Source organism: Streptomyces sp. NPDC086549 (assembly GCF_044746205.1).
Classification (GTDB): domain Bacteria; phylum Actinomycetota; class Actinomycetes; order Streptomycetales; family Streptomycetaceae; genus Streptomyces.
The window spans coordinates 35,939-59,063 of sequence record NZ_JBIVBS010000022.1 but is presented as its reverse complement, the minus strand read 5'-3'; the positions used below and the strand labels follow the sequence as shown (position 1 = coordinate 59,063).

Annotated in this window: 21 protein-coding genes; 15 read left to right on the top strand and 6 right to left on the bottom strand. The window is 72.0% G+C overall.

All coding sequences use genetic code 11. The annotated features are described in order from the left end of the window. Positions 1 to 18 precede the first annotated feature (18 nt). From ACIPSA_RS43540 to ACIPSA_RS43510, 7 genes are all read left to right on the top strand, one after another. Entirely contained in the window at positions 19 to 750 is a 732-nt protein-coding gene (locus tag ACIPSA_RS43540) for an aminoacyl-tRNA hydrolase (protein ID WP_402645731.1), read from the top strand. Next, positions 747 to 1,385, top strand: coding sequence for a TetR/AcrR family transcriptional regulator (locus tag ACIPSA_RS43535; RefSeq protein WP_402645729.1), 639 nt, complete (start codon positions 747 to 749; stop codon positions 1,383 to 1,385). Before ACIPSA_RS43540 ends, ACIPSA_RS43535 begins: the two co-directional genes overlap by 4 nt. Before the next feature lie 69 nt (positions 1,386 to 1,454). Then, entirely contained in the window at positions 1,455 to 2,063 is a 609-nt protein-coding gene (locus tag ACIPSA_RS43530) for a TIGR03086 family metal-binding protein (RefSeq protein ID WP_402645727.1), read from the top strand. A gap of 113 nt (positions 2,064 to 2,176) precedes the next feature. Continuing rightward, positions 2,177 to 3,484, top strand: coding sequence for a DUF692 domain-containing protein (locus ACIPSA_RS43525; RefSeq protein WP_402645725.1), 1,308 nt, complete (start codon positions 2,177 to 2,179; stop codon positions 3,482 to 3,484). Positions 3,485 to 3,655: 171 nt separating this feature from the next. Continuing rightward, positions 3,656 to 4,450 (top strand): DUF4142 domain-containing protein, encoded by a 795-nt coding sequence (locus tag ACIPSA_RS43520; protein WP_402645722.1) that lies wholly within the window; start codon positions 3,656 to 3,658, stop codon positions 4,448 to 4,450. A gap of 96 nt (positions 4,451 to 4,546) precedes the next feature. Further along, complete coding sequence (locus ACIPSA_RS43515) at positions 4,547 to 5,332, top strand: TIGR04222 domain-containing membrane protein (protein WP_402645719.1); 786 nt, start codon at positions 4,547 to 4,549, stop codon at positions 5,330 to 5,332. Between the two features lie 133 nt (positions 5,333 to 5,465). Beyond that, positions 5,466 to 7,121 (top strand): alpha/beta hydrolase, encoded by a 1,656-nt coding sequence (locus ACIPSA_RS43510; protein ID WP_402645716.1) that lies wholly within the window; start codon positions 5,466 to 5,468, stop codon positions 7,119 to 7,121. Between the two features lie 147 nt (positions 7,122 to 7,268). Here the strand turns inward: ACIPSA_RS43510 and hemQ are convergent, their stop codons facing one another. Continuing rightward, a complete protein-coding gene (gene hemQ, locus ACIPSA_RS43505) occupies positions 7,269 to 8,000 on the bottom strand; it encodes a hydrogen peroxide-dependent heme synthase (RefSeq protein ID WP_402645714.1) in 732 nt (243 codons plus the stop codon). A 5-nt stretch (positions 8,001 to 8,005) separates the two neighbouring features. Beyond that, a complete protein-coding gene (gene hemG / locus ACIPSA_RS43500) occupies positions 8,006 to 9,460 on the bottom strand; it encodes a protoporphyrinogen oxidase (RefSeq protein WP_402645710.1) in 1,455 nt (484 codons plus the stop codon). A 158-nt stretch (positions 9,461 to 9,618) separates the two neighbouring features. Between hemG and ACIPSA_RS43495 the strand changes: the two genes are divergently transcribed. Both ACIPSA_RS43495 and ACIPSA_RS43490 read left to right on the top strand, forming a co-directional pair. Next, positions 9,619 to 10,518, top strand: coding sequence for a DUF4349 domain-containing protein (locus tag ACIPSA_RS43495; protein ID WP_402645707.1), 900 nt, complete (start codon positions 9,619 to 9,621; stop codon positions 10,516 to 10,518). A gap of 37 nt (positions 10,519 to 10,555) precedes the next feature. After that, positions 10,556 to 12,001, top strand: a complete 1,446-nt coding sequence (locus ACIPSA_RS43490; protein WP_402645704.1) for an FAD-dependent oxidoreductase — start codon at positions 10,556 to 10,558, stop codon at positions 11,999 to 12,001. On the opposite strand, the gene ACIPSA_RS43485 is transcribed toward ACIPSA_RS43490, so the two are convergent. Further along, positions 11,998 to 12,282: a hypothetical protein gene (locus tag ACIPSA_RS43485; RefSeq protein WP_402645701.1), complete on the bottom strand. Its 285-nt coding sequence runs from the start codon at positions 12,280 to 12,282 to the stop codon at positions 11,998 to 12,000. The genes ACIPSA_RS43490 and ACIPSA_RS43485 overlap by 4 nt on opposite strands. Positions 12,283 to 12,374: 92 nt before the next feature. Between ACIPSA_RS43485 and ACIPSA_RS43480 the strand changes: the two genes are divergently transcribed. Further along, a complete protein-coding gene (locus tag ACIPSA_RS43480; RefSeq protein ID WP_402645699.1) occupies positions 12,375 to 13,199 on the top strand; it encodes a rhomboid family intramembrane serine protease in 825 nt (274 codons plus the stop codon). 1 nt (position 13,200) lies between these two features. Here ACIPSA_RS43480 and hemE read toward each other — a convergent pair whose 3' ends face one another. After that, a complete protein-coding gene (gene hemE / locus ACIPSA_RS43475) occupies positions 13,201 to 14,268 on the bottom strand; it encodes a uroporphyrinogen decarboxylase (RefSeq protein ID WP_402645697.1) in 1,068 nt (355 codons plus the stop codon). A 120-nt stretch (positions 14,269 to 14,388) separates the two neighbouring features. Here hemE and ACIPSA_RS43470 point away from each other — a divergent pair, with 120 nt between their 5' ends. From ACIPSA_RS43470 to ACIPSA_RS43450, 5 genes are all read left to right on the top strand, one after another. After that, positions 14,389 to 15,066, top strand: coding sequence for a DUF3000 domain-containing protein (locus ACIPSA_RS43470; RefSeq protein WP_402645694.1), 678 nt, complete (start codon positions 14,389 to 14,391; stop codon positions 15,064 to 15,066). Between the two features lie 282 nt (positions 15,067 to 15,348). Beyond that, on the top strand, positions 15,349 to 16,011 hold the full coding sequence (locus ACIPSA_RS43465) for a response regulator transcription factor (RefSeq protein ID WP_263213751.1): 663 nt from the start codon (positions 15,349 to 15,351) through the stop codon (positions 16,009 to 16,011). A gap of 148 nt (positions 16,012 to 16,159) precedes the next feature. Continuing rightward, complete coding sequence (locus tag ACIPSA_RS43460; RefSeq protein ID WP_402645690.1) at positions 16,160 to 17,449, top strand: HRDC domain-containing protein; 1,290 nt, start codon at positions 16,160 to 16,162, stop codon at positions 17,447 to 17,449. Positions 17,450 to 17,873: 424 nt separating this feature from the next. Beyond that, positions 17,874 to 19,091 carry a thiolase family protein gene (locus ACIPSA_RS43455; RefSeq protein ID WP_402645687.1) on the top strand — a complete coding sequence of 406 codons (1,218 nt, stop codon included), beginning with the start codon at positions 17,874 to 17,876 and terminating at the stop codon, positions 19,089 to 19,091. Beyond that, complete coding sequence (locus tag ACIPSA_RS43450) at positions 19,088 to 21,217, top strand: 3-hydroxyacyl-CoA dehydrogenase NAD-binding domain-containing protein (protein ID WP_402645684.1); 2,130 nt, start codon at positions 19,088 to 19,090, stop codon at positions 21,215 to 21,217. Before ACIPSA_RS43455 ends, ACIPSA_RS43450 begins: the two co-directional genes overlap by 4 nt. A 71-nt stretch (positions 21,218 to 21,288) precedes the next feature. Here the strand turns inward: ACIPSA_RS43450 and ACIPSA_RS43445 are convergent, their stop codons facing one another. Together ACIPSA_RS43445 and ACIPSA_RS43440 are read right to left on the bottom strand one after the other, a co-directional pair. Continuing rightward, positions 21,289 to 21,681 (bottom strand): hypothetical protein, encoded by a 393-nt coding sequence (locus ACIPSA_RS43445; RefSeq protein ID WP_402645913.1) that lies wholly within the window; start codon positions 21,679 to 21,681, stop codon positions 21,289 to 21,291. Positions 21,682 to 21,736: 55 nt separating this feature from the next. Continuing rightward, positions 21,737 to 23,125 (bottom strand): hypothetical protein, encoded by a 1,389-nt coding sequence (locus tag ACIPSA_RS43440; RefSeq protein WP_402645681.1) that lies wholly within the window; start codon positions 23,123 to 23,125, stop codon positions 21,737 to 21,739.

Sequence of the window (23,125 nt, the reverse complement as noted above, 5' to 3'; positions counted from 1 at the left end):
GCCGTAGGGTTGTCTGCTGTGAGCCACGATTCGACATCCCTCGGTGACAGCCCTTTCCGTTCCGAACGCAGTGTGCGTGACGAGGCACCGCAGTTCGTGCTGCCTCTGGTCGCGCGGATCGAACGGAGTGCCCCGCCCGCCCGTACAGACGCGCTGGAGACCGCCGCGCGTTCCGTGCTGGTGCTGCTCAGTGACGAGCGTGCGCTCGGGGACGGGGAGTGGGCCCAGGCCGTGCGGGACTGGCAGGACGCCCGGATACGGAAGGTCGTCCGGCGGGCCCGTGGCGCCGAGTGGCGGCGGGCGGAGGCGCTGCCCGGGATCACGGTGACCGGCAAGTCGGCGGAGGTACGGGTCTTCCCGCCCGTTCCGCTGGACGGCTGGCCCAAGGACCTGGCGAAGCTCCAGGTCTCCGGCACCGACCTCGACGACCCGGAGCCGCCGGCCGGTCCCGACCCCGCGCACCCCGTGCTGTGGATGAGCCCGGACCTCGACATGTCGGCCGGCAAGGCGATGGCCCAGGCCGGGCACGGTGCCCAGCTCGCCTGGTGGGAGCTGTCCGACGAGGAGCGGGCCGCCTGGCGTGACGCGGGCTTCCCGCTCGCCGTACGCACCGCGGACCCCGCCGAGTGGGGCCGGCTCACCGGCAGCGGACTGCCGTTGGTGCGTGACGCGGGCTTCACGGAGATCGCGCCGGGCTCGTGCACCGTCGTCGCCGATCACCCGGCGCTGCGCCAGGGGCTGCGGAGATGACCCGGCTCGACGGGCGGGTCGAACGGGGCAACAGGACGCGGAAGTTGGTGCTGCGCCGCACGGTCGACATCGCCTCGGTCGAGGGGCTGGAGGCACTGTCCGTCGGACGGCTCGCGACCGAGTTGGAGCTCAGCAAGAGCGGGGTGTTCGCGCTCTTCGGATCCAAGCAGGAACTTCAGCTCGCGACCGTGCGCGAGGCGGGCCGGATCTTCACCGAGCGGGTGATCCGGCCGGCGGCCGAGGTCCGGACAGGGGTCGGGCGGGTGTGGCGGCTGTGCGAGCTGTGGCTGGAGTACTCGCGGGGGCGGGTCTTTCCGGGCGGCTGCTTCTTCTACGGGGTCATCGCCGAGTTCGACGCGCGGTCCGGGCCGGTGCACGACGCGGTGGTACGGGCCCAGCGGGAGTGGACGGCCCTGGTGGAGCGCACGATCGACGAGGCCCGTACGGGCGGTGAGCTGCGCCCCGACACCGACGTTCCCCAACTGGCCTTCGAGCTGGTGGCGTTGATGGAGACCGCCAACGCCGTCTCGGTGCTGCACGACGAGGAGACCGCCTATCGCCGGGCCCGGGTGGGCATCGCGAGCCGGTTGCGCGGTGCGGCGGCAGATGGTGTGCCTGTTCCCCAAGTGGACTGATCCGCCCGCCCGTTGGAGGCGCGAGGCAAACAACTAGCACGATCGTTCGCACAATTTTATGCTCGGCTCATGACTGTCACGGGAACGGACATCGTGGAGCTGGACCGGATCGCCGTCTACGAGTCCCTGCGAGTGCTGGGACTGGCGAAGGAGACCGACTGGGAACGGGACACCCCGTGCGCGGGGTGGACCCTGCGGCGCCTCACCGCGCACATGACCGCGCAGCACCACGGGTTCGCGGCGGCCGCCCGCGGGGCGGGCCTTGACCCGGAGTACTGGCGGGAGCCGGAGGACATGCGCGAGCCGGCGCGCGTGCACCGGGTGGCCGCCACGGCCGTGCTCGCGTCCTTCGCCGGACCCGGCGTGACGGAGCGGGAGTTCGCGTTGCCGGAGCTGGGCAGGGGTTTCCCGGGGAGGCGGGCCATCGGCTTTCACTTCGTCGACTACGTGGTGCATGCCTGGGACGTCGCGGCGGCCCTGGGCGTGGACCTGGAACTGCCCGACGACGTCCTCGGAGCGGCGCTCGCCGTGGCCCGGCGGGTCCCGGTCGATCCGGCCGGCCGCGGCCCGGGGTTCGCCTTCGCCCCGGCCCTGGCCGTACCGGAGGGGTCCGGGCCGCTGGAGGAGACACTGCGGCTGCTGGGCCGGGAGCCGGAGCGATGGCCGGTACGGGCCTGAAAGTCCCGGGGCCCGGTCGCGAACCTCAAATATTGCTCTGAAAGTGCGCGATGCGGGGTTCGGGGCCGGGCGCCGGGGCGATACCCCCGTCACGCGAAGGAGGGGGAAGGGCCATGCGGCGACTGGGGACGGGGATCGGCTGGCGGCCGGAGATCGCGGACGCCGTGGAGCGCATGCCCGGCATCGACTGGGTGGAGGTCGTGGCGGAGAACGTGTGCCCCGGGCATCTGCCCGAGTCGCTGCTGCGGCTGCGGGAGCGCGGGGTGACCGTGGTGCCGCACGGTGTCTCGCTCGGCCTCGGCGGCGCGGACCGGCCCGACGAGGGGCGGCTGACCGCCCTCGCCGAGCGGGCGGCGGCGCTGGGTGCGCCACTGGTCACCGAGCACATCGCGTTCGTCCGGGCGGGCGGGCCGCTGACGGCCTCCCCCCGCCTGGAGGCGGGCCACCTGCTGCCGGTGCCCCGCACCCGGGACGCCCTCGACGTGCTGTGCGAGAACGTGCGCGTCGCGCAGGAGGCGCTGCCCGTGCCGCTCGCCGTCGAGAACATCGCCGCGCTGATCTCGTGGCCCGGCGAGGAGCTGACCGAGGGGCAGTTCCTGTACGAGCTGGCGGACCGGACCGGGGTGCGGCTGCTCATCGACGTGGCGAACCTGCACACGAACCACGTCAACCGGGGCGAGGACCCGGCCAAGGCGCTCGCCGAGCTGCCGCTGGAGGCGATCGCCTACGTCCATGTCGCGGGCGGCTTCGAGCGCGGCGGCGTCTGGCACGACAGTCACGCCCACCCCGTCCCGCGGCCGGTCCTCGGCATCCTGACCGACCTCGCCTCGCGGGTCGCGCCGCCCGGGGTGCTGCTGGAGCGGGACGAGAACTTTCCCGAGCCCGGCGAGCTGGAGCGGGAGCTGGGGGCGATCCGGGACGCCGTGGCCGAAGGGCGTGCGATGCGCTCGGTTTCCGGCACCTCGCCGGAGGTCCGCCCCGCACCCCTGCGGGCCCCCGCCGACGGCACCCGGGAGCGGCTCGCGCTCACGCAGACCGCGGTCCTGTCCTCGCTGGTCGCCGGGACGCCCGTGCCCGAGGGGTTCGACCGGGTGCGGATGGGGGTGCAGGCGCGGGCGCTGGCCGCGAAGCGGGCGGGCGTGGTGGCGAAGGTCGCGCCCGAGCTGCCGGAGATCCTGGGGGACGGGTACCGGACGGCGTTCCTCGACTACGCCCACGGGCACCCGATGACCGATGGCTACCGGCGCGACGCCCTGGACTTCGCGGGACATCTGCTGTTCGCGGGGCGGATCGAGGACGCGGACGTGCGGCGGGAGCTGCGGGAGTGGTGGCTGGAACGGTCGGGGCCGGTGCCCCGGTCCCGGCGGCCGGTGGTGCGGGTCGCCCGGGCCGCGCGGAGGGTGCTGCTGCGGAAGGGGTGACAGCCGTAACATCTGCGCCCTTTTTGGCGCGTTTCATCACTCCATGTCCCCTCGCCCGTACGGTGGTTGGCTCGAACCCCGCAGTAAATTGGCCTGAACTCAGCAGTAATATGGCCAACCCCGCACCCATCCGACCCTCACTGGCGTGCGGTGCCGTAAGCAGGAGGCACCATGCGACCACGACCCCCGATCAAGGGCCGAGGCATATTCAGCGGCACCGGGCTCATCATCACGGGCCTGGCGGCGACCGCGGCGGCGCTGCTCTACCCGATCTTCTCGTACAGCGGCCCGCCCGGGGCGGCCGACGCCGACACGCTCAGCGCCCAGACCGTGCTGACACAGTACGGCCGGCTGTCCGCACTGGACCGGGACTTCGTCACCAAGGTCCGGCTGGCCGGGCTGTGGGAGCTGCCCGCCGGGCAGCTGGCCGAGGAGAAGGGCACCACCCAGGCCGTACGGACGGCCGGAGAGCACCTCGTCGCCGGGCACACGTCCCTGGACGCGCACGTCCGCATGGTCGCCACCCGGCTCGGCCTGCCCCTGCCCAACGAGCCCAACGAGCAGCAGAAGCAGTGGCTCGCCACCCTGGGCGGGGCGCAGGGGCAGGACTTCGACCGCGAGTTCGCCAACATCCTGCGGCTCGCCCATGGCCGGGTGTTCTCCGTCGTCGCCCAGGTCAGGGCCGGTACCCAGAACTCGCTCGTGCGCGATCTCGCCGACGACGCCAACAGCACCGTCCTGGACCACATCAGGGTCCTGGAGGCCACGGGATACGTGGACTTCACCTCCCTGGCCCAGAACCTGGCGGCCACCACGAGCCCCTCGGCCTCCCCCTCCCCCGTGCCGACCGTCGACCCGGCCCAGGCGGTCCCGGTCACCCCCTCGCCGTCGGCCACCCCCTCGTCCTCGGTCACCTACTCGCTCCCGCCGGCCGTCTCCGGCCCACCGCCGACGAACGGCTCCTGACCTGTGTGAGAAGCGGAACGTCACGTACCGGCAACACTCCGTCCGGATGGTGAAAAGGGCATGGCGTTTCCCAGGCCCCTGGCATAGAAACACGTCATGTTCTGGGTCCTTCTCCTGCTGCTGGCCTGGGCCGTCGCCGGCACCGCGTGCACGCGACTGTGTCTGGCCGCCGTACGCGCGGCGGCCGTTGACGCGGAAGACGCGAGCGCGAGCCGGGGACACGATCTGACGCTGTACGAGGCGGCGTTCCTGTCGGGCGGACCCGCGCGGGTCGCCGACCTCACCATGGTCTCGATGGCGCGTCAGCGGCGGCTGCTGCTCGCGCACACCGGCTGGGCGACCGTCGTCGACCCGCGGGGCCGGGACGACATGGAGCGGTCCGTCATAGGGGCCATAGGACCGGAGGGCCAGTCCCGCATCGAGCCGGTGCGCTCCGCCGCGGCGGGCGCCGACGCCGTGCGCAGCCTCGCCGACGGGCTGGTCCGGGCGGGGCTCGCGGTACCCGACGGGGCCCGTACGACCGTGGCGGCCGGGGTCCGGCAGGTCCGGGTCGCCGCGCTGGCCGTCGTCGCTCTGGGCACGACCGCGCTGCTGATGCCGGCTCAGACCGAGATGCCGCGCAACCTGGTCGCCGCCTGGTTCGCGCTTCCCCTCGCCCTGACCCTGAGCTGCCTCGCCATCGCCCGGGTCGAGGTGCACCCGTACTCGCGCTGGGCCTCCCCGGCCGGGCAGCGGCTGCTCGGCGCCCTGCCCCGGCGCGCGACCGGTGCCGGTGACGACCGCACCTATCTCACCTCCGTGGCCGTACGCGGAATCCGCGCGATCGGCGAACCGGAGCTGCGCGCGGCCTTCGCCCACCGCGAGCAGCCCTGGCGTGAGTGAGCGCATCGGACGGGCGCATAGGGGGCATTGACGCCGACACCGCCGGGGCGGTGCTTGCCTTCGCCAACGGCCGAACGAATTATCCCTTTTGTTGCCGCAGTGCCAGTGCTGCCGCGCACCGAAGGGATACGCCATGCGAGCTGCCGCCCTCTACACGGCCGCCGGGTCCTTGCTTGTGACCACCCTCGCCGCCGCCCCGGCCGACAGTGCGCCGGGGGCTCCGGGCGGCCCCGGAGCGGTGGCGGAGCAGCGCGGCACCGCGGTCGCCGTCGCGCGCGCCCAGGTGGAAGGCATCGCCTTCGGGAAGTGCCCCGCCGAACAGAACGCCCCGGACAACCTGGAGTGCGGCACGGTGCGCGTCCCGCTGGACTACGCGCATCCCGACGGCAAGCAGATCACGCTGACCGTGAGCCGGGCCCTCGCCACCCACAAGGACCCGCACAACAGCAAGCGGAAGGTGCCCCGTCAGGGCGCCCTCGTCTACAACCCGGGCGGTCCCGGCGCCTCCGGCATGTACTTCCCGCTGGTCGGCATGGTGCCGGAGTGGAAGCGGATCGCGGCCGCGTACGACCTCATCGGCTACGCCCCGCGCGGGGTGGAGCGTTCGGCGCCGCTGTCCTGCCAGGATCCCAAGCGCTTCTTCAAGGGGCCCTCGCAGTCGCCGACGCACCCCTCGGAGTCGTACAAGAAGAAGCGCATCGCCGAGGCGAAGGCGTACGCACGCGGCTGCGCCAAGCGGTCCGGAAGCGGACTGCGGTACTACAACTCGCTCAACAACGCTCGTGACCTGGACGTCCTGCGCGCCGCGCTGGACGAGCCGAAGCTGACCTTCATGGGCGCGTCGTACGGCACCTACTTCGGGGCCGTGTACGCGACGCTGTTCCCCTCGCACGTACGGCGGATGGTGCTGGACTCGGTCGTGAACCCGGACCCGGCGCAGATCTGGTACCGCGACAACCTGGAGCAGTCGGCCGCGTTCGAGAGCCGCTGGACCGACTTCCGCGAGTGGATGGCCCGGCACGACGACGTGTACGGGCTCGGTGACACGGCCGAGAAGGTGCAGCGCACCTACGACAGTGCGCGGACGCGGCTGGCCGCGAAGCCGGCGGGTGGCGAGGTCGGGCCGGGGCAGCTGCAGGGCGCGTTCCTGACGGCCGGGTACTACGACGACTTCTGGCCGAGCCGCGCCGCGGCGCTCTCGGCGTATCTGAAGGGCGACCCGAAGCCGCTGGTCCGCGTCGCCGGGCCGGCCACCGGGGCGGCCGCCGAGGCCGAGAACGCGAACGCCGTGTACACGGCCGTGGAGTGCAACGACGCCTCCTGGCCGACGGACTGGAAGGTGTGGGACCGCGACAACACGAGGCTTGCGCGCGTCGCGCCCTTCGAGACCTGGGACAACGCGTGGATGAACCTGCCGTGCGCCTACTGGCCCGCGCCCCGGCAGCGGCCGCTGGACGTGCGGACCGGGCCCGGTGAGCTGCCGCCGGTGCTCATCATGGCCGCCGAGCGGGACGCGGCCACGCCCTACGACGGCGCCCTGGAGATGAACCGGCGGCTGGCCGGCTCGGTGCTGGTGACCGAGCGGGACTCCGGCACGCACGGCGTCGCGGGCGGGCCGAACCGGTGCGTCAACGCCCACCTGGACGCCTACCTGCTGGAGGGCCGGCTCCCGACGCGGCGCGCGGCGGCCTGCGAAGGTCACCCGGAACCGAAGCCGGAGGCGCCGGCCGGCCGCTCCCGGAAGCAGTCCGTGAGGGACTCCCTGAAGGGAAAGGCCGACCAGCGCTGAGCGCTCCGCTGGAAGTCCGGTGCGTCGTCCGCGGGACCGTCGTGGCTGGTCGCTCCCCCAAGTTCTCGGCTTCGCTCGAACGGGGGGGACCCCCATCGCGGCGGAGCCGCATGTCGATACCGCCCCGCGCCCCTTCAGGGCGCTGCCCTACGCGAGCCCCGCCACCAGTTCGGCAATGTCCTTGCGGCGGCCCGTGAAGAACGGGATCTCCTCGCGGACGTGCATGCGGGCCTCGGAGGCGCGCAGGTGGCGCATGAGGTCGACGATGCGGTGGAGCTCGTTGGCCTCGAAGGCGAGGATCCACTCGTAGTCGCCGAGGGAGAACGAGGCGACCGTGTTGGCGCGCACGTCCGGGTAGCCGCGGGCCATCTTGCCGTGGTCGGCGAGCATGCGGCGGCGGTCCTCGTCGGGCAGCAGGTACCAGTCGTAGGAGCGCACGAAGGGGTAGACGCTGACGTAGTCGCGCGGCGTCTCGTCGGCGAGGAACGCCGGGATGTGCGAGCGGTTGAACTCGGCCGGCCGGTGCAGCGCCATGTTCGACCAGACCGGCTCCAGGGCGCGGCCCAGCCTGGTGCGGCGGAAGAGGCTGTACGCCTCCTGCAGCTGGTCGCTGGTCTCGGCGTGCCACCAGATCATGAGGTCGGCGTCGGCGCGCAGACCGGACAGGTCGTACGTGCCGCGGATCGTCACGTCCTTGGCGGCGAGCTGGTCGAACAGCTCCTGGACCTCGTCGGCGTAACCCGCGCGGTCCTCGGGCAGCACGTCCTTCAGCTTGAAGACGGACCACAGCGTGTAACGGATGACCTCGTTGAGGTCCTTGGCCAGCTTGCCCTTGTTCGGGATCCTGCCGGTCTCGGTGGTGGGGGCGTCGTCACTCATGTCCCTTATTCTCCTGCTCCTCCGTGCAGACTCTGCACCGGGTTGGCGGTGAGCTCCTGCACACCGCGCAGATCGCCGCCCAGCAGGTCCACCGCCGCGTACGCGCTCGCGATGCAGGCCGGGATGCCGACGCCGTCGTACTGTGCGCCGCAGACCACCAGGCCCGGCAGCTTGGCGACCTGCTCACGGACGCGGGCCACGCGCGCGTGGTGGCCGACCGGGTACTGCGGCAGGCCGTCGTCCCACCGGGTGACGCGGGTCTCCAGGGGCTCGGCGTCCAGGCCGATGGCCTCGCGCAGGTCGCCCCGGGAGATGGCGACGAGGTCGGCGTCCTCGCGGCCGAGGATCTCCGTCTCGCCGTACCGTCCGACGGAGGTGCGCAGCACCAGCACGTCCGGGTCCTCGTCGGCGATCCAGCCCCACTTCTGGGAGGCGAAGGTCGACGCCTTGATCGTGCGGCCGTCCACCGGCGGCACCAGGAAGCCGCTGCCCTCGGGCAGGGCGAGGCCGGCGCGGCGGTAGGCGAGGGTGACCAGGGCCATGGAGGCGTACTCGATCGTGCGCAGCTCGGCGGCGGCCGCGGGGGACTCGGCGCCCAACAGCCCGGCCGCGACCGGGGCGGGCACGGCGACGACCACCGCGTCGGCGGGCAGCACCCGGTCACCGGCGACCACCCGCCAGCCCTCCGGCGCCTCCCGGCGCAGCTCCGTCACCGGCGTCCCGGTCAGGATCTCGCCGCCGCGGGCCCGCACCGACTCCGCCACCGCGAGCGGCAGTTGGCCCACGCCGCCCTCGATGCCCATGAACACCGGGCCGCTCTGCCCGCTCGCGGCGGCTCTGGCCTGGATCTCCCGGACGGCTTCGGTCAGCGAGTCATGGGTCCGCGCGGCCTCGAAGAGCTGCGGGACCGCCGAGCGCATCGAGATGCGGTACGCGTCGCCCGCGTAGACACCGCCCAGGAGAGGCTCGACCAGGCGGTCGACGACCTCGTGGCCGAGGCGGGCCGCCACGTACTCGCCGACCGCCACGTCGTCGCCGACCTCCGTGCGGGGCAGGTCGGCGTCGCGCTCGATGCGGGCGAGGCCCTCGTCCGACAGGACGCCGGCGAGGGCGGCGGCGGTGCCCGGTACGCCCATCACATGTCCCTTGGGCATGGGGCGCAGGGCGCCGCGGGTCCAGATCGAGGCCGCCGCGGTGGCCGGCGGCCGGAGCCCGCCGCTCAGGCCCACCTCGCGCGCGAGGGTGACCGCCTCGGGCCGGCGCGCCAGCATCGACTCGGCGCCCAGGTCGACCCGGACGCCCGCGATCTCCCCGGGCAGCAGCTTTCCGCCGACCCGCTCCGAGGCCTCCAGGACGGTCACGCGCATCCCGCGCCCGAGCAGTCTGTGCGCGGCGGCCAGCCCCGCGATGCCGGCCCCGATGACGACGACATGATCCGTTCCCGTGCCTGATCCGCTCATGGCTCCACCTTCTCAGACGCCGCTGACACTCCCGCCAGGGCCATGCGGCCCTTTCGAGTCCCGACCGTGACCTCATCGGGACCGTCCCGGCCAAACGTCCCGGCCCGCCCCGGCGTCGAAGGAGCGTCATCAGTCACGGCCCTCGGGGGTACCACCGCATGCGCACACGACGTTCCGTACGACCGGCCCAGGCTCTGGCCGGACTCCTGCTCGCCACCACGCTCGGGCTCGCGGGCTGCAGCGCCTCGGACTCCTCCGGCGGCGCGAGCAGCGACTCCAAGGCCGCCGCGGGAAGCGCGCCCCAGCGGGGTGCCGCGGAGTACGCCGCCGGCTCGGAGAAGGGCTCTGGGGCCAAGGCGCCCGAGCTCACCGCGAACCGCATCATCCGCACCGCCTCCCTCACCGTGCAGGTCAAGGACGTGCCCAAGGCGCTGGACGAGGCCCGCGCCACCGCCGAGAACGCGGGCGGCTACGTCGGCAAGGAGAGCACCAGCCGGGACCCCCGGGGCCACGAGCGCACCCGCGTCGTCCTGCGCGTGCCCACCGACAAGTACGACGAGGTCCTCACCGACCTCCAGGGCACCGGCAAGCTGATCGACCGGAGCACCAAGGCGCAGGACGTCACCGACCAGGTGGTGGACGTGGAGAGCCGCATCCGCTCGCAGCGGGCCAGTGTCGCCCGGGTCCGCGAGCTGATGGACAAGGCGGCCAAGCTCAGTGACGTGGTCACCCTGGAAGGGGAGTTGAGCAGCCGCGAGTCCGACCTGGAGGCGCTGCTGGCGCGGCAGGCGTCCCTGAAGGACCGGACGAGCCTGGCCACGATCACCCTGTCGCTGTCCGAGACGCCGGTGAAGAAGGCCGCGAAGGACGACGACCCGGACTTCGCGGACGCGGTGTCCGGCGGCTGGCACGTGTTCGTCACGATGCTGCGCTGGATCGCCCTCGCCCTGGGTGCGGTGCTGCCGTTCGCCGTGCCGGCGGGACTGCTCCTGGTGCTGTGGCTGCGGGTCGTACGCCCCCGCAGGGCACACCGCGCGACCCCCGGCGAGGAGGGCTGAACGCGACTGAAATGCCCCGTCCCCGTAGCGTGTTCACATGGGCATGAGCGGTGGACGGGGCACAGCGGAGCGGTTGGTCGTGATCGGCGGTGACGCCGCGGGGATGTCGGCGGCCTCGCAGGCGCGGCGTATGCGCGGGCCGGGCGAGCTGGAGATCGTGGCGTTCGAGCGCGGCCACTTCACCTCGTACTCGGCGTGCGGGATCCCGTACTGGGTGGGCGGCGACGTCGCCGGACGGGATCAGCTGATCGCGCGCACGCCCGAGGAGCACCGGGCGCGCGGGATCGACCTGCGTCTGCGTACCGAGGTCACGGAGATCGACGTGGAGCGGCAGCGGGTACGCGCGCGTGACGTCGATTCCGGCGCCGAGTCCTGGACGTCGTACGACAAGCTCGTGATCGCGACCGGCGCCCGCCCGATCCGCCCGGACATGCCGGGCGCCGACGCCCCCGGTGTCCACGGTGTGCAGACCCTCGACGACGGCCAGGACCTGCTGGACTCCCTGGCACGCACGCGTGGCGGCAGCGAACCGGCGCGCGCGGTGGTGGTCGGCGCGGGTTACATCGGCGTCGAGATGGCCGAGGCTCTCATCAACCGGGGCTATGAGGTGACGGTCGTCAACCGCGGCAGCGAGCCCATGTCCACGCTCGACCCCGACATGGGCCGCCTGGTGCACAAGGCCATGGAGGACCTGGGCATCACCATGGTCGACGACGCCGCGGTCACCAAGGCCCTCACCGGGCAGGACGGCCGGGTGCGGGCGGTGGCCACGCAGGACGCGGAGTATCCGGCGGACGTGGTGGTGCTGGGCATCGGCGTGCGCCCCGAGACCACCCTCGCGAAGGCGGCGGGCCTGCCCCTCGGCCACCACCACGGCCTGCTCACCGACCTCGCGATGCGGGTGCGCGGCCACGAGAACATCTGGGCCGGCGGCGACTGCGTCGAGGTCCTCGACCTGGTCTCCGGCCAGGAACGGCACATCGCCCTGGGCACCCACGCCAACAAGCACGGCCAGATCATCGGCACCAACGTCGGGGGCGGTTACGCCACCTTCCCGGGCGTGGTCGGCACGGCGGTGAGCAAGGTCTGCGACCTGGAGATCGCCCGCACCGGTCTGCGCGAGAAGGACGCGCGCCGGGTGGGACTGCGCTTCGAGACGGTCGTCATCGAGTCGACCAGCCGCGCGGGCTACTACCCCGGCGCCTCCCCCATGACGGTGAAGATGCTGGCCGAACACCGCACGGGACGGCTGCTCGGCGTGCAGATCGTCGGCCGGGAGGGCGCGGCGAAGCGGGTCGACATCGCCGCGGTGGCCCTCACCGCGGGCATGACGGTGGAACAGATGACGGCCCTGGACCTGGGCTACGCCCCGCCGTTCTCGCCGGTGTGGGACCCGGTGCTGGTGGCGGCGAGAAAGGCGGCGGCGAAGGTCCGCGCGGGGACTGTCCAGGGCCCGTCCGACGGAGCGGGCGGGACGGCCTAGGCCGTCCCGCTGATCCTCGGCAGGGAGGTCACGCCCGGGGCGGACGACACGGCCGCGGGCTGCTCCCCCGCGGGCTTCGCGTGGGCGGCGGACGGCCTCGTGGAGCGCAGCCGGTTGCTCACGGCCTCGTCGAGCGTCACCGGCCGCTGCATCTGCGCGGCGAGCCGCCCGGCCTCCTGGCCGAGCCGGGCCACGTCCTCCCAGGGGAGACGTACGACAAGGGACAGTTCCGCCTCGCCGTCGGGCAGAGCATGCATGGGAAGAGTAACTCGCTCGTTCATCGCCTGATCCTCACGTCGGTTGAGGAGTGATACGCGCGCGTGGCGGGCCGTGTTCACCGGTTCGACCGCCGTATCGGGGGCAGTACTTCTGTGTGGTGATCCCCGTCCATGACGTGAATCCGGTGCGCCGCACCCCTTGGGTGACGTATGCGCTCATCGCCGCCAACGTCCTCGTCTTCGTCGCGACGCCCGGTGTCACCGGTTCCGTGGCGGGCGGCAGCGATCTGGCTCAACTGTGTCATCTGCAGGCGTTCATGGAGCACTACGCGGCGGTGCCCAGAGAGCTGATCCACCATCAGCTGCCCCGGCTGGTCCCGACCGGGGCCGTGGGGGTCGGCCCGCACGGCCCGGGGTGCGTGGCGGGGCCGCCGGCCTACGACAAGTCGCCCGAACTGTCGGTCTTCACGGCGATGTTCCTGCACGGCAGCTGGCTGCACCTGCTGGGCAACATGCTCTTCCTGCTGATCTTCGGCAACAACGTCGAGGACCGGATGGGCCACATCCGGTACGTGCTCTTCTACGTCTTCTGCGGCTACGCGGCCGGTTACGGCTTCGCGCTGCTCAACGACGGCTCGGGAGACCCGCTGATCGGCGCGTCAGGGGCGATCGCCGGGGTCCTGGGCGCCTATCTGGTGCTGTTCCCGAGGGCCAGGGTCTGGGTCCTGGTGCCGTTCCTGGTCTTCCTGCCGCTGCGGCTGCCCGCCTGGCTGGTGCTGGGCTTCTGGTTCGCACTGCAGGCGGTGTACTCGTCGGGTCACGGCGTGTCCGGCGCCGGGACGGTGGCGTACTCGGCGCACGTCGTGGGTTTTGTCGCGGGCATGCTGCTCGCGCTGCCCCTGCGTCCGGGCACCCCACCGCCGCCGGAGCCGCCCCGCCTGCTGTTCGGCAGACAGGCGCGGACCCGGCAGACGTGGTGAATCAGCGGGCGGTCTGCGTGTGGACGTACTCCACGAGCCGGGTGAGCGCGTCCGGGTCGGTGGACGGCATCACGCCGTGGCCGAGGTTGAAGACGTGCCCCTCCAGGCCGGCGGCCGCGTCGAGCACCTCGCGCGCCTTGGTCTCCACCACGTCCTTGCCGGCGAACAGGACCGTCGGGTCGAGGTTGCCCTGCAGCGCCTTGCCGGGGCCGATCCGGCGGGCGGCCTCGTCGAGCGGGACGCGGTAGTCGACTCCGACGACGTCCGCGCCGGCCTCGCCCATGAGCCGGAGCAGCTCGCCGGTGCCGACACCGAAGTGGATGCGGGGGACGCCGTACCCGGAGACCGCGTCGAAGACCTTCGCGGAGGCGGGCAGCACCGAGCGGCGGTAGTCGGCGGGGGCGAGCGCGCCCGCCCAGGAGTCGAAGAGCTGGACGGCGGAGGCGCCGGCCTCGATCTGCACCTTGAGGAACGCGGCCGTGATGTCGGCGAGGCGGTCGAGCAGGTCGGCCCAGAGCTCGGGGTCGCCGTACATCATCGCCTTGGCGTTCTCGTACGTGCGTGAGGGGCCGCCCTCGACGAGGTAGCTCGCAAGGGTGAACGGGGCGCCGGCGAAGCCGATCAGCGGGGTCGAACCCAGCTCCTGGGTGAGCAGGCCGATCGCCTCGGTGACGTACGAGACGTCCTCGGGCGTGAGGTCACGGAGCTGGGCGAGGTCGGCGCGGGTGCGGATCGGGTGCTCGACGACCGGGCCGACGCCGGGCTTGATGTCCAGGTCGACACCGATGGCCTTGAGCGGGACGACGATGTCGCTGTAGTAGATCGCCGCGTCCACGTTGTGCCGGCGCACGGGCTGGAGCGTGATCTCGGTGACCAGCTCGGGCCGCGTGCAGGACTCCAGCATGGGGATGCCCTGGCGCACCTTGAGGTACTCCGGCAGCGAGCGTCCGGCCTGGCGCATGAACCACACGGGGGTGTGCGGCACGGGTTCACGCCTGCACGCCTTCAGGAAGGCACTGTCGTACGTCGCTGTCGGCTGCTGGCCCGTGGGGCTTCCGTTCGCACTCACGACGGCAAGTCTCGCACGCCCCCGGAGCCGCCGTGGCCGCGCCCTGTGCGGCACCTCGGGTGGTGCCTTAGGTGGTGTCTCTCCCTGCGCGAAGCCCCGCTTCCCCTTAATCTTCCCCGCATGGCTGCGGCTCAGGGACGACTGTCGGACGGCGCTGGCGGAATGGACGACGCGAAGGACAAGGGGGAGGCGGAGCGGCATACGGGCAACACGGCTCCGCCCGCCTTCCGGGCCGCGGTCGAGGCGCTCAGGGGCGCACGGCTGCGGCCGCAGGTCGAGGTGGAGCCGACACCGCCGCCGCAGCGGCTCGCCCCGTTCTCGTACGCCCTGGAGGCCGCGATCGTCGACGGCGACCAGGACCTCGCCGACGGGCGCCTGGTGCTGCTGCACGACCCGGCCGGGCACGACGCCTGGCACGGCACCTTCCGGCTGGTGACGCTGGTGCGTGCCGAGCTGGAGCCGGAGATGGCGGCGGATCCGCTGCTGCCCGAGGTGTGCTGGTCGTGGCTGACCGGGGCGCTCCAGGCGCGTGGGCTGTCGTACGGCGAGCCGAGCGGCACGGTCACGCGCGCGAGTTCGCACTACTTCGGCGGGCTGTCCGAACGCCCGGCCGCCTCGCAGATCGAGATCCGCGCCTCCTGGACGCCTCGCGAGGGCCTGGGCGGGGTACCGGACACGGCGGCCCACCTGGCCTCCTGGTGCGATCTGCTGGCCCAGGTCGCCGGCCTGCCTCCGGCCGCGCCCGGCGACGCGTCGGTGGTGACCCTGCCGCAGCGCCGGGGACCGCAGTCCCGCTGACCCCTCGCCGCCGCTTTCGCCGTCCCCCGGTTGATCATCATCTCGTTGACCATCTCTTTGTCGATACGGCCACTTTCAGTCTCGTAATCGCCACCGGTCGAACCGACTCGATCTTCGGGTGATCGATCGCGTGTCCGAATTGCACGGATTGTTACTCACTAGATCGTGATCATTCCCTAAAGGCGGACGGGTTTGGTGCCGAAGACGACTGTGACCTTGAAAGCACGGTTCGTCCCGGCTTCATCCCCAGAGCCGGCCCCTTCCCGCACCCCAGGAGGCCTGGTGTCCGTTCTCCTAGAGCAGCCCGCAAGCCTGGTCGCCTACCGCCCGAACAAGCCGACCGCCATGGTGGTCGTGGCCGACCCGCGCGTCCGCTCCACCGTCACCCGCCATCTGTGGGCGCTCGGTGTGCGCGATGTCATCGAGGCCTCGTCCATCGCGGAGGCTCGTCCCCGCATCGGCAACCCCCGTGACATCTGCGTCGCCGACGTCCACCTCCCGGACGGTTCCGGCCTGACCCTCCTTTCCGAGACCCGTGCCGCCGGCTGGCCGAACGGGCTGGCACTGTCCGCCGCCGACGACATCGGCGCCGTGCGCAACGCCCTGGCCGGCGGGGTCAAGGGCTATGTCGTCACCGGCACCCGGACCAACATCGGGCTCCCCACCCGGCCGGGCACCTCCCCCATCGGCGCCACCGCCGCCCGTATGCACCGCCGCCCCCCGGGTTCCCCGAGCCACCCGGGTGGCTACCGCGAGCTGTCCGGCCGCGAGGTCGAGGTGCTGCGGCTGGTCGCGGAGGGCCAGTCGAACAAGGCGATCGGCGTCTCGATGGGCCTGTCCGCACTGACCGTCAAGAGCCACCTCGCCCGGATCGCGCGCAAGCTCGGCACGGGCGACCGGGCCGGGATGGTCGCGGTGGCCCTGCGCACCGGAATCATCCACTGAACCGGCTGGAGGACCGCCCCGGAGCATGGTGGCCGTTCACTCACGTGAACGGGATGTTTCACCGACCTGACTGGTTTACGACCCCCTGACGCCCGTCGACGGAACGTTACGTCGACGGGCGCTGTCCACGCACAGATACCCTTGACAGGTGACCGACGCCCAAGAGACCGCAGCAGACATGCCACTGCGCACCACCGGGGGGACCCCTCCGGACGACGGCGTATCTTCTGCGACGGAGGCGCCGATCCCTCTGCTCGCCCCGCGTGAGGGCGTTCCGCCGGTGATCGCCGACGAGGCCTCGCTGGCCGAGGTGGTCGCCGCGTTCGCCGCGGGCTCCGGCCCGGTCGCCGTGGACGCCGAGCGCGCCTCCGGCTACCGCTACGGCCAGCGCGCCTACCTGGTGCAGCTGCGTCGCGAAGGTGCCGGGAGCGCGCTGATCGACCCCGTCGCCTGTCCCGACCTGTCGGGCCTCGGCGAGGCACTGTCCGGCGTGGAGTGGGTGCTGCACGCGGCCACCCAGGATCTGCCCTGCCTCCGTGAGATAGGCATGGTCCCCAGCCGCCTGTTCGACACCGAACTGGCCGGCCGGCTCGCCGGGTTCCCCCGGGTCGGCCTCGGCGCGATGGTCGAGAGCGTGCTCGGATACGTACTCGAAAAGGGGCACTCGGCCGTCGACTGGTCGACCCGGCCGCTGCCCGAGCCCTGGCTGCGGTACGCGGCCCTGGACGTCGAGCTGCTCGTCGACCTGCGGGACTGCCTGGAGAAGGAGCTGGACCGGCAGGGCAAGCTGGAATGGGCCCGGCAGGAGTTCGACGCGATCGCGTCCGCTCCGCCGGCCGAGCCCCGCAAGGATCCCTGGCGACGCACGTCCGGCATGCACAAGGTGCGCCGGCGGCGGCAGCTCGCCGTGGTGCGGGAGCTGTGGGAGACCCGGGACCGGATCGCCCAGCGGCGTGACGTGTCACCCGGAAAGGTGCTCGGCGACACCGCGATCGTCGAGGCGGCGCTGGCCCTGCCGGTGAACGCGCACGCGCTCGCGGGACTGAACGGGTTCGGGCACCGGATGGGACGGCGCCAGCTGGAGCAGTGGCAGGCCGCGGTGGACCGTGCGAACGCCCTGCCGGACACGCGGCTGCCGCAGCCGGGGCAGCCCGTGACCGGGCCGCCGCCGCCTCGGGCCTGGGCCGACAAGGATCCGGCCGCCGCGGCTCGGCTCTCCGCCGCGCGGGCCGCCGTCTCGGCGGTGGCCGAACGGCTCGGCATGCCCCAGGAGAATCTGATCGCGCCCGACACCGTACGGCGGCTCTGCTGGGAGCCGCCGAAGTCGGCCGACGCCGAGTCGGTGAGCGGTGCGCTCGCCGGATACGGTGCGCGGCCGTGGCAGGTGGAGCAGGTGACGCCCGCGCTCGTGGAGGCACTTGCCGCGAAGGAGGCGTAGCCGCCGCGTACGGCGCGGCCGTCGTGGCACTTCGCCGCGTACGGCCGCCCGCGGGCACCGGCCGCCGACCGGCATCGGCAAGGCCCGCGCACGGGCACGGCTGACGCCGCCCTCCCCACGGAGAGGCGGGCCGCCGACAAGGCCGCACGGCCGCGCGGCGTCATCGTGCGGCGGCCGCCGAAAACCCGGTCCGCGCCGGTCCCGGACCGCCGACCGGGATCGGCAAGGCCCGCGGAAGCGGAACAGGGGCGTCGAGATCGCGCCAAGATCCCGGGGCGATCTCCAGCGGCCGGGATGTGACGTTCGCCGCTCCCCGCGCCAGGGCTGTGCAGCTACGTTACCCACAAGTAGCATGAGCCCTGAGCGCGCGCTCAGCGCTTGCGCGTCGCAGCAGTGCCATCCCGCACCCTGGAGGAGAGCCATCGTGCCTCGTACCGTCAGGGATGTCGTCTTCGTCGACGGCGTCCGCACCCCGTTCGGCAAGGCGGGCCCGAAGGGCATCTACCACGAGACTCGCGCCGACGACCTCGTCGTGAAGGCGATCCGGGAGCTGCTGCGCCGCAACCCCGGCCTCGACCCGAAGAAGATCGACGAGGTCGCCATCGCCGCGACCACGCAGATCGGCGACCAGGGCCTGACCCTCGGCCGCACCGCCGGCATCCTCGCGGGCCTCCCGCAGTCGGTGCCCGGCTACTCGATCGACCGCATGTGCGCCGGCGCCCTGACCGCCGTGACGACCACCGCGGGTTCGATCGCCTTCGGCGCCTACGACGCCGTCATCGCCGGTGGCGTCGAGCACATGGGCCGCCACCCGATGGGCGAGGGCGTGGACCCGAACCCGCGCTTCGTCAGCGAGAAGCTGGTCGACGAGTCCGCCCTGTTCATGGGCATGACCGCCGAGAACCTGCACGACCGCTACCCGAGCATCACCAAGCAGCGCGCCGACGAGTACGCCGTGCGCTCGCAGGAGAAGGCCGCCAAGGCGTACGCCAACGGCAAGATCCAGCAGGACCTGGTGCCGATCTCGGTGCGCCGCACCAACCCCGAGGCCGGCGAGACCGGTTGGGGCCTGGTCACGGCCGACGAGCCGATGCGCCCGGGCACGACCCTGGAGAACCTCTCCGGTCTGAAGACCCCGTTCCGCGTCCACGGCCGGGTCACCGCCGGTAACGCGGCCGGCCTGAACGACGGCGCCACCGCCTCGATCATCGCGAGCGAGGACTTCGCCCGCGAGAACAACCTGCCGGTCAAGATGCGCCTGGTCTCCTACGCCTTCGCCGGCGTCGAGCCCGAGGTCATGGGCTACGGCCCGATCCCGGCCACGGAGAAGGCCCTCGCCCAGGCGGGCCTGTCCATCTCCGACATCGGTCTCTTCGAGATCAACGAGGCCTTCGCCGTCCAGGTCCTCGCCTTCCTGGAGCACTACGGCATCGCCGACGACGACGCGCGCGTCAACCAGTACGGCGGCGCCATCGCCTACGGCCACCCGCTGGCCTCCTCCGGTGTCCGTCTGATGACGCAGCTGGCCCGCCAGTTCGAGGAGCAGCCGCACGTCCGCTACGGCCTGAACACCATGTGCGTCGGCTTCGGCATGGGCGCGACCGTCATCTGGGAGAACCCGCACTTCGAGGGGGACAAGTGAGCACCACCGCTGAGCTTCTGAAGGGTGCGGCCGAGCTGTTCCCCGACGAGGTCGTGACGTCCGCGCACGTACGCCACCTCGACCTGCCGTTCGGCGCCGGGCGCTTCGCGCTCATCACGCTCGACAACGGCCTGGACCACACCAAGCCGACCACCTTCGGCCCGGCCTCGCTGGCGAACCTCAACACCGCCATCGACCAGGTCGAGGCGGAGGCCGCGGCCGGCGACATCGTCGGCGTCGGCATCACCGGCAAGCCGTTCATCTTCGCGGTCGGCGCCGACCTCAAGGGCGTCGAGCTGCTGAAGAAGCACGAGGACGCGCTGGCCATCGGCAAGGGCGGTCACGAGGTCTTCAAGCGCCTCGCGGGCCTCGCGGTCCCGACCTTCGCGTACTACAACGGTGCCGCCATGGGCGGTGGCGTCGAGGTCGGCCTGCACTGCTCCTACCGGACCGTCTCCAAGGCGATCCCGGCGTTCTCCCTGCCCGAGGTCTTCCTGGGCCTGGTCCCGGGCTGGGGCGGCTGCACGATCCTGCCGAACCTGATCGGCGCCGACAAGGCCGTCTCGGTCATCATCGAGAACAGCCTCAACCAGAACAAGCAGCTCAAGGGCCAGCAGGTCTTCGACCTGGGCATCGCCGACGCTCTCTTCGAGGGTGCCGACTTCCTGGAGCAGTCGCTCATCTGGACGGCGAACGTCCTCAAGGGCGAGACCGAGGTCGAGCGCCCGGTGATCGACCGCGGCGAGGGCTGGGACCAGGCCGTCGCCAAGGGCCGCTTCATCGCGGACTCCAAGGTGCACGGGGCCGCCCCGGCCGCCTACCGCGCCCTCGACATCATCGCGGCCGCCAAGAACGGCGACCTGCAGCAGGGGTACGACGCCGAGGACAAGGCGCTCGCCGACCTGATCATGGGTGGCGAACTGCGTTCCGGCATCTACGCGTTCAACCTGGTGCAGAAGCGCGGCAAGCGCCCGGCCGGCGCCCCGGACAAGAACCTGGCGCGCCCGGTCACCAAGGTCGGCGTGGTCGGCGCGGGCCTGATGGCCTCGCAGCTCGCCCTGCTGTTCCTGCGCCGCCTCGAGGTCCCGGTCGTCCTGACCGACATCGACCAGGAGCGTGTCGACAAGGGTGTGGGCTACGTCCACGCCGAGATCGACAAGCTGCTCGGCAAGGGCCGGATCAACCAGGACAAGGCCAACCGCCTCAAGGCGCTGGTCACCGGTGTCCTGGACAAGGCCGAGGGCTTCTCCGACGCGGACTTCATCATCGAGGCCGTGTTCGAGGAGATCGGCGTCAAGCAGACGGTGTTCGCGGAGGTCGAGGCGGTCGCCCCGGCGCACGCGATCCTCGCCACCAACACCTCCTCCCTCTCGGTGACGGAGATGGCGTCGAAGCTCCAGCACCCCGAGCGGGTCGTGGGCTTCCACTTCTTCAACCCCGTCGCCGTCCTCCCGCTCCTGGAGATCGTCCGGGGCGAGAAGACCGACGACGCCTCGCTGGCCACCGCCTTCGCGGTCGCCAAGAAGCTGAAGAAGACCGCGGTCCTCACCAAGGACGCCCCGGCGTTCGTCGTGAACCGCATCCTGACCCGCTTCATGGGCGAGATCCAGAACGTCATCGACGAGGGCACCCCGGTCGAGGTCGCCGAGAAGGCCATCGAGCCGCTCGGCCTGCCGATGTCCCCGCTGGTCCTGCTGGAGCTGGTCGGCCCCGCGATCGGTCTGCACGTCTCGGAGACCCTCAACCGGGCCTTCCCGGACCGCTTCACGGTCTCCGAGAACCTCGCGGCCGTCGTCAAGGCGGGCAAGCGCGGCTTCTACGTCTACGACTCCGGCAAGCCGGAGCTGGACCCGGAGGTCGCCGCGCTCCTGAAGCAGGGCGATGTCGTCCTGACCGAGGAGCAGGTCCGCGCCCGCGTCCTGGACGCGGTGGCCCAGGAGATCGGTCTGATGCTCGACGAGGGTGTCGTGGCCGAGGCCCAGGACATCGACCTCTGCCTGATCACGGGCGCCGGCTGGCCCTTCCACCTGGGCGGCATCACGCCGTACCTGGACCGCGAGGGCGTCTCGGAGCGCGTGAACGGCAAGAAGTTCCTGGCTCCGGGCGTGGCGAGCGTCCCGGCGTAACCGGTTCCGCAGCGTTCCGTACGAACGGACGATGCCCGGCGCACCCGAGTGGTGTGCCGGGCGTCGGCGTTTCAGGAAGCGGGCGGACGGGCGTCCTCGACGTGGATGACGTGCAGTTCCCTGCCGTCCTGGTCGCGCTTGGACCGTCCGTGCATCCCGACGGCCAGGTGCGAGGGGTCCTCGGACTCGTCGAGGGCGACGAAGGTGACGACGTCCGGATGATGGCCCGTCACCAGCCAGCCCACATCATTCTTGAGTTCGAGCACGCGGAAGTCGCCGGCCGGACCGCCCACGTGCACGGGGCCGAACTCCCGCAGGATCTCGGTCGCCCGTTCGTCGAGCGGCCCCTCGGGCTCTTCCAGCACCACACAGGTGCCGTGCTCGAAGAGCACCCACGATTTTCCGGAGCCGGTGAGGAGACGCCGCCATGCGTCGATGAGTGTCTCGGTGTCCACGGCGGCCATCATCGCGCACTCAGACCTCCCGCCGACCGGTGGGTGCTCGGCGAGGAGCCGTGGGTCACCACTGCGGCATGGCCGGGTAGTGCTCGCACTCGCCGGAGCAGGCGGTGCGGGACGAGAGCGACGTGTGCAGCCAGCTGTCCTCGGGGATGCCGTGCACGCGCAGCGTCAGCGCGGTGGGCGCCGAGCGGATGGCGCTGAACACCGCCACGAACTCGACGGTGTGGGTGCCCGGCCGCCAGTCGTGGGCGTGGGTGACCTGCCAGGTTCCGTCCTTCTTGACGGGCACCTCGGCGATGAGCCTGCCCTGTTCGAGGACCACCACCTTGGACGTGCCGCGGGACGCCGTGCCGAAGAAGCGGGGCCGCGGTCCGCTCCAGACGTCCGGCTCGGGGCCGAGGACCTCCGGCGGCTCCAGGCGGTCGAGAACTTCGAACTCCAGTACCGAGGTGCGTGAGACGGCGTTGCCGACGACCGCGAGGACCTCGACGCTGTGCAGGCCCGCGGACCAGCACATGGCTCGGCGCCACTGCCACGCCCCCGACGCGGAGACCGCGCTGCCACCCAGGTAGCGGCCCTCCTCGTAGAAGAGAACGTAGTCCGTCCCGACGGGTGCCTTACCGGCCAGCTTGCGCTGGGCACTGACCAGCTGACCGGGAGCGGGCGAGGTGAATACCGGGTTGTCCAGCAGGGTCGGCGCCATGGTGAGCGCCATCTCCGGATGACTCACCGTGAACTCCGTCAGCACCGGCGGCAGTTCACTGGGAGTCAGCGACTGCTGGTCGACGATGTCGCGCGGCAGGCCGGGCGTCTCGAGCAGGCCGGCGGCCAGCCGACAGGCCACCGTGCGCGCACCCAGCTCGTTGAGGTGGGAGGAGTCGACGATGCCGTCGGGGTGGTTGGGGTGCTCGCCCGGGTCCAGCCACCGGTACAGCCGGCGGGCGCGCGTCGGTCCGAGTTCCGTGAGCATCTGCGTGGTGAACGCGGCCATGTCGACCAGCGCGGCACCCGTCTCGGCCGAGGCCTCTCGGGTGAGCTGGACGAATCCGCCGTGGGTGTCCGTGACGACTCCGGCCTCGTCGAAGGTGCATCGAGCCACGGGGGTGAGCAGCACGGGGATGGCTCCCTCGGACCGGATCGCGTCGACGCACAGGCGCAGATACTCCTTGTACTCGCGGGGCCCGTGGTAGCGGTCGGGCTGGTCGATGCGCTGCTCGACGTGGCCGAATGCCAGGAGCACCACGTCGTCGGGGCTGAGGAGGGTGAGGAGCGTGGCCATGCGCTTGGTGAAGTAGCCACGCAACGTCATGGCATCACGGGCGTAGTTGCGCACCTCGTTGCCCTCGACGAGAAACTCGCCGAGGTACTGTCCCCAGCCGGCGAGCGGTGCCTCGCTCTCGGGCCGGGAGGTGGCCACCGAGTTGCCCAGGATGCAGATCTTCCTCAT

Coding starts and splice junctions, on each gene's coding strand:
- ACIPSA_RS43445 (WP_402645913.1), bottom strand. CDS start 21,681: ATGGCCGCCGTGGACACCGAGACACTCATCGACGCATGGCGGCGTCTC.
- ACIPSA_RS43440 (WP_402645681.1), bottom strand. CDS start 23,125: ATGAGGAAGATCTGCATCCTGGGCAACTCGGTGGCCACCTCCCGGCCC.
- hemQ (WP_402645714.1), bottom strand. CDS start 8,000: ATGAGTGACGACGCCCCCACCACCGAGACCGGCAGGATCCCGAACAAG.
- ACIPSA_RS43515 (WP_402645719.1), top strand. CDS start 4,547: ATGTTCTGGGTCCTTCTCCTGCTGCTGGCCTGGGCCGTCGCCGGCACC.
- hemG (WP_402645710.1), bottom strand. CDS start 9,460: ATGAGCGGATCAGGCACGGGAACGGATCATGTCGTCGTCATCGGGGCC.
- ACIPSA_RS43490 (WP_402645704.1), top strand. CDS start 10,556: ATGGGCATGAGCGGTGGACGGGGCACAGCGGAGCGGTTGGTCGTGATC.
- ACIPSA_RS43510 (WP_402645716.1), top strand. CDS start 5,466: ATGCGAGCTGCCGCCCTCTACACGGCCGCCGGGTCCTTGCTTGTGACC.
- ACIPSA_RS43520 (WP_402645722.1), top strand. CDS start 3,656: ATGCGACCACGACCCCCGATCAAGGGCCGAGGCATATTCAGCGGCACC.
- ACIPSA_RS43530 (WP_402645727.1), top strand. CDS start 1,455: ATGACTGTCACGGGAACGGACATCGTGGAGCTGGACCGGATCGCCGTC.
- ACIPSA_RS43525 (WP_402645725.1), top strand. CDS start 2,177: ATGCGGCGACTGGGGACGGGGATCGGCTGGCGGCCGGAGATCGCGGAC.
- ACIPSA_RS43535 (WP_402645729.1), top strand. CDS start 747: ATGACCCGGCTCGACGGGCGGGTCGAACGGGGCAACAGGACGCGGAAG.
- ACIPSA_RS43470 (WP_402645694.1), top strand. CDS start 14,389: ATGGCTGCGGCTCAGGGACGACTGTCGGACGGCGCTGGCGGAATGGAC.
- ACIPSA_RS43485 (WP_402645701.1), bottom strand. CDS start 12,282: ATGAACGAGCGAGTTACTCTTCCCATGCATGCTCTGCCCGACGGCGAG.
- ACIPSA_RS43495 (WP_402645707.1), top strand. CDS start 9,619: ATGCGCACACGACGTTCCGTACGACCGGCCCAGGCTCTGGCCGGACTC.